The 230-nt window shown below is 67.4% G+C and carries 1 protein-coding gene; it reads right to left on the bottom strand.

Annotated elements, in window-relative coordinates; genetic code table 11:
* On the bottom strand, positions 1 to 230 hold a 230-nt coding region (locus KVS69_RS20870; protein WP_217540265.1), incomplete at both ends, for an LLM class flavin-dependent oxidoreductase.

Genomic DNA, 230 nt, shown 5'->3' with positions numbered 1-230 from the left:
CCTCGGTGAATTCCGCCGCGCGTTCGTAGCGCTCCTCGGCGGAGGGCATTTCCGCAAGGCCGAAGTTCTCGTTCCCATCGAGCGCCGTGACGATGTTCCAGCCCGCCCGGCCCTTGGTCAGCCAATGCAGCGACTGGATCTGCCGGGCCACGATATAGGGCGGAAGGAAGGTCGTGGAGACGGACGAGAGCAGGCCGACATGCGGCGTCTCCCCCGCCAGCGCGGCAAGC

This window comes from Stenotrophomonas sp. GbtcB23, from assembly GCF_019091045.1.
Classification (GTDB): domain Bacteria; phylum Pseudomonadota; class Gammaproteobacteria; order Xanthomonadales; family Xanthomonadaceae; genus Stenotrophomonas; species Stenotrophomonas rhizophila_A.
Note: the sequence above shows the minus strand (reverse complement) of the source record. Positions and strands in the feature narration are given on the sequence as shown.